The organism is Streptomyces sp. AB3(2024), from assembly GCF_041862025.1.
GTDB lineage: Bacteria > Actinomycetota > Actinomycetes > Streptomycetales > Streptomycetaceae > Streptomyces.
Genome location: NZ_JBGWAB010000249.1, coordinates 1 through 5398, shown reverse-complemented (window position 1 = coordinate 5398; position 5398 = coordinate 1). Strand labels below are relative to the sequence as shown.

Here is a 5398-nt window from a genome sequence, read left to right as displayed (position 1 = left end):
CTACTCGACCGTGAGCGCCGGGCCTGTCGACACCACCGGTCTCGATGCCGGGTACTGGTACCGCAACCTGCGCCACCCCGTCCGCTTCGAGGAGACGGTCAAGGTCCTCCTCGACAACGGCTTCGCCACCTTCGTCGAGTCCAGCGCGCACCCCGTCCTCACCATGGGCATCCAGGAGACAGCAGAGGCCCTCGGCGTTCACGCCGTCACCACCACCGGCTCGCTCCGCCGTGACGAAGGCGGACTCCAGCGGTTCCTCACCTCCGCCGCCGAGCTCTTCGTGCGCGGCACCGACATCGACTGGGCGCAGCTCTTCGAGGGCACCGGCGCCCGCCCCGTCGACCTGCCCACGTACGCCTTCCAGCGCACCCACCACTGGCTGCCCGCGGCCCCCGCCGTCGCCCCCGCCGCCCGCGTCGGCGCCGACGGGCCGGAGTCCCTCGGCTACCGCGTCGGCTGGCACAGCCTGCGCGGCGACGACACCGCCGCCCGGCTGCGGGGTCGCTGGCTGGTCGTCCTGCCCGACTCGCCGGCCGGCTCCGCCCGCGCGGAATCCGCCCGGCAGGCCCTCACCGGCCTCGGGGCGGCCGTGGAGACCCTCGCCATCGATCCCGTCCACGCCGACCGCTCGCTCCTGCGGGCCCACCTCGCCGAGGCCGCCGCCCGCCCCGACGCCCAGCCGCTCACCGGTGTCCTGTCGCTGCTCTCCCTCACCCCCGGCGAGCACCCCGATCACCCGGGTGTCCCCCTCGGCCTCACCGCCACCCTCACCCTGGCGCAGGCCGCCGCGGACGCCGGGACCGAGGCCCGCCTGTGGGCCGTGACCACCGGCGCGGTCGCCGTGTCGCCCGCCGAGTCCCCCTCGCCCGTACAGGCCCAGACCTGGGGTCTGGGGCGGGTGGCCGCGCTGGAACTGCCCTCCCAGTGGGGCGGTCTCGTCGACCTGCCCGCCGAGCCCGACGCCCGCTCCTTCCGGCGACTGGCCGCCTTCCTCGCCGCGCCCGGAGCGGAGGACCAGGTCGCCGTACGCGGGTCCGGCACCTACGGGCGCCGGCTCCTCCCGGCCGCCCTCCCGGCCTCCCCCGGCCGCACCCCGCAGGCACCTGCCGGGCACGGCACCGTCCTGCTCGTCGGCGACACCGCTCCCGTCGCCGGAGCCCTCGCCCGCCGGCTGCTCGCCGACGGCGCCGGGCACGTCGTCCTCGCGGGACCCGCCGCGACCCTGCCCGACCCCTCCGGCGAGGACTTCGCCGGCCTCGCCGACCGCACCACCCTCGCCGCGTGCGACCCCGCCGACGAGGCCGCGCTGCGCTCCCTCCTCACCCGGTACACGCCCACCGCCGTGTACGTCGCCCCGCCGGCCGCCGCGCTCACCGCCCTCGGGGACACCACCCTGGAGGGCTTCGCGACGGCCGTCACCGCCAAGAGCGGCCTCGCGGGCCGCCTCGACGCCCTGCTCGGCACGCTCCCCGACGGCGCCGCGCCGGACACCCTCGTCCTCTTCTCCTCCGTCGCCGGCGTGTGGGGCGGCGCCGGGCAGGGCGGTTACGCGGCCGGCACCGCCTACCTCGACGCCCTCGCCGAACAGCGCCGCCACCGCGGGCTCCCCGCCACCTCGGTGGCCTGGACCCCGTGGCGGGACGCCCTCACCGGACCCACAGCCGAGCGGCTGCTCCGCGCGGGCCTGACCCTCCTGGAACCCGAGCGGGCCCTCGACGCGCTCGGCACGCTCGTCGCGCGCGGCGAGAGCGGCACCGTCGTCGCCGACGTCGACTGGGAACGCTTCGCGCCCGCCTACACCGCCGCCCGCCCCGGCACCCTCCTCGACGAACTGCCCGCCGTACGGGCGCTGCGCGCGGCCGAACGGCGGGCCGCCGAGGAGGCCCACGACACCCCCGGACCCCTCGCCGCCGGCCTGCGCGGGAAGAACGCCGAGGAGCGGCGCCGCGAACTGCTGCGGCTGGTCCGTACGCACGTGGCGGCCGTCCTCGGCCACACCTCCGCCGAGGACGTCACACCCGACCGGGCGTTCCGGGAACTCGGCGTGAACTCCGTGACCGCCGTCGAACTGCGCAACCGGCTGCGCGAGGCCACCGGGCTGGAACTGCCCGCCTCCCTCGTCTTCGACCACCCCACCAGTGCGGACGTCGCCCGCCACCTCCACGAACTGGCGTCGGGCGGACCCGACGAAGGGGCGGACGGCCCGTTCGCCACCGCCCCCGCCGGCGGGGACGCGGAACCCGTCGCGATCGTCGCCATGGCCTGCCGGTTCCCCGGTGGCATCAACACCCCCGACGAGCTGTGGCAGCTGGTGCGCGGTGGCGGCGACGCCATCTCCACCTTCCCCACCAACCGCGGCTGGGACCTGGACGGCCTCTACGACCCGGACCCCGACGCGAAGGGCCGTACGTACGTCCGCGAAGGCGGATTCCTCCACGAGGCCCCCGACTTCGACCCGGAGTTCTTCGGCATCTCGCCCCGCGAGGCCCTCGCCATGGACCCGCAGCAGCGGCTCCTGCTGGAAACCTCCTGGGAGGCCATGGAGCGCGCCGGAATCGACCCCGGCCTGCTGCGCGGCAGCCGGACCGGCGTGTTCGTCGGCACCAACGGCCAGCACTACATGCCGCTGCTGCAGAACGGCGACGAGGACTTCGACGGCTACCTCGGCACCGGCAACTCCGCCAGCGTCATGTCGGGCCGCCTCTCGTACGTCTTCGGGCTCGAAGGCCCCGCCGTGACCGTCGACACCGCCTGCTCGGCGTCCCTGGTCGCCCTGCACCTGGCCGTGCAGTCGCTGCGCCGCGGCGAATGCGGCCTGGCCCTCGTCGGCGGCGCCACCGTCATGTCCACGCCCGAGATGCTCGTCGAGTTCTCCCGCCAGCGCGTCATGTCGCCCACCGGCCGCTCCCGCGCCTTCGCGGCCTCCGCCGACGGCGTCGCCCTGGGCGAGGGGGCCGGCCTGCTGCTCGTCGAGCGGCTCTGCGACGCCGAACGCAACGGCCACCCCGTCCTCGCCGTCATCCGCGGCTCCGCCGTCAACCAGGACGGCGCCTCCAACGGCCTCACCGCCCCCAACGGCCCATCCCAGCAGCGCGTCATCCGCCAGGCCCTCGCCGACGCCGGTCTGGAACCCGGCGACATCACCGCCGTCGAGGCGCACGGCACCGGAACGGAACTCGGCGACCCCATCGAGGCGCAGGCCGTCCTCGCCACCTACGGCGAAGGCCGCTCCACCGAGGACCCGCTGTGGCTCGGATCCGTGAAGTCCAACATCGGCCACACCCAGGCCGCCGCCGGAGTCGCCGGCGTCATCAAGATGGTGCTCGCGCTGCGCGGCCGGACCCTGCCCCGCACCCTGCACGTCGACGAGCCCACCCCGCGCGTCGACTGGTCGTCCGGAGCGGTGTCCCTGCTCACCGACGACATCGACTGGCCGCAGGGCGACACCCCCCGCCGGGCCGCCGTGTCCGCGTTCGGAATCAGCGGCACCAACGCCCACGTCATCGTCGAGGAAGCCCCCCGCCCCGCCGGCGCCGGCCCCGACAGCGCGCCCGCCCCCGGCGCGGACACCGACGGGTGGGAGGAGGTCACCGTCCCGCTGTTGCTGTCAGCGCGCTCCGACAACGCCCTGCGCGCCCAGGCGGCCCGGCTGCGCGCCGGACTCCTCGAACACCCCGGCACCCACCCCGCCGACGCCGGGTACACCCTGCTCAAGGCCCGCTCCCGGTTCGCCCGCCGGGCCGCCGTCATCGGCGAGAGCCGTGAGGAGATCCTCGACGCCCTCAACGCCCTCGCCCAGGACCGGCCGCACCCGGCCGTACTGCGGGGCGCCGCCGGCCCCGGCGACCGCGTCGTGTTCGTCTTCCCCGGCCAGGGCTCCCAGTGGCCCGCCATGGCCGACGGGCTCCTCGACCGGTCGCCCGCCTTCCGGGAGGCCGCCCTCGCCTGCGACGCCGCCCTGGGCTCCTACCTGGACTGGTCCGTCATGGACGTCCTGCGGCAGGTCCCCGGCGCGCCCTCGCTCGGCCGCGTCGACGTCGTCCAGCCCGTCCTGTTCACCATGATGGTGTCGCTGGCCGCCGCCTGGCGGTCCCTCGGCGTCCACCCCTCGGCCGTCGTCGGCCACTCCCAGGGCGAGATCGCCGCCGCGTACGTGTCCGGCGGGCTCTCCCTCGACGACGCGGCCCGCATCGTCGCCCTGCGCAGCCAGGCCTGGCTGACCCTCGCGGGCAAGGGCGGCATGATCGCCGTATCGCTGGCCCCCGACGCGCTGCGGCTCCGCCTGGAGCGCTTCGGCGACCGGCTGTCCGTCGCCGCCGTCAACAGCCCCGGCACCGCCGCCGTCGCCGGGGAGCCCGCAGCCCTGCGCGAACTCCTCGACGAGCTGACCGCGCAGGGCGTCCACGCCCGTGCCATCCCCGGCGTGGACACGGCCGGGCACTCCGCCCAGGTCGACGCCCTCAAGGGGCACCTCCTGGAGGTCCTCGCCCCCGTCGCCCCGCGGACCGGCGAGATCCCCTTCTACTCCACCGTCACCGGCGGCCTCCTCGACACCGCCGCACTGGACTGCGAGTACTGGTACCGCAACATGCGCGAACCCGTCGAGTTCGAGCGGGCCGTGCGCTCCCTCATCGCCGACGGCCACGAGGTCTTCCTCGAATCCAGCCCCCACCCGATGCTCGCGACCTCCCTCCAGGAGACCGTCGCCGACACCGGCGCCCACGCCGCCGTCCTGGCCACCCTGCGCCGCGACAAGGGCGGCGCCCGCTGGTTCGGCGCCGCGCTCGGCACGGCCCACGTCAGCGGCGTCGAGATCGACGCGGACGCCCTCTTCGGCAGCGGCTCCCGCCGGGTGGAACTGCCCACCTACCCCTTCCAGCGCGAGCGCTACTGGTACAACGCGCCTGCCCGCCGCGGCGACGCCGCCTCCGTGGGCCTCCACGAGGCCGGGCACCCCCTGCTCGGTGCCGGCGTCGAACTCCCCGAGTCCGGATCGGTCGTCTACACCGCCCGCATCGGCGCCGACACCCAGCCCTGGCTCGCCGACCACGCCCTGCTGGGCACTGTCCTGCTGCCCGGCGCGGCCCTCGTCGACCTGGCCCTGTGGGCCGGCCGGCAGTCCGGCTGCGGCCGCCTCGACGAGCTGATCCTCCAGGCCCCCGTGGTCCTGCCCGACACCGGCGCCGTCGAACTGCGCCTGCTCGTCTCCGCCGCCGACGGGGAGGGCCGCCGCACCCTCACCGTCCACTCCCGCGCCGCGGGCGCCGCCCCCGGCTCGCCCTGGCAGCGCCACGCGGAGGCCGATGAGTGCACGCGGCTGCATGGCTGGACTGACCGGGCCTGCTTGTACGGCGGGGCGGTCGGCTCAGGTGCGGGATGAGCAATGAGCCCGGCGAAC

At 76.1% G+C, this 5398-nt stretch carries 1 protein-coding gene; it reads left to right on the top strand.

Annotation, left to right across the window (positions count from 1 at the left end):
* Positions 1 to 10: 10 nt before the first annotated feature.
* Positions 11 to 5380 (top strand): acyltransferase domain-containing protein, encoded by a 5370-nt coding sequence (locus ACEPPI_RS39745; RefSeq protein ID WP_373920124.1) that lies wholly within the window; start codon positions 11 to 13, stop codon positions 5378 to 5380.
* The last annotated feature ends 18 nt before the right edge of the window (positions 5381 to 5398 follow it).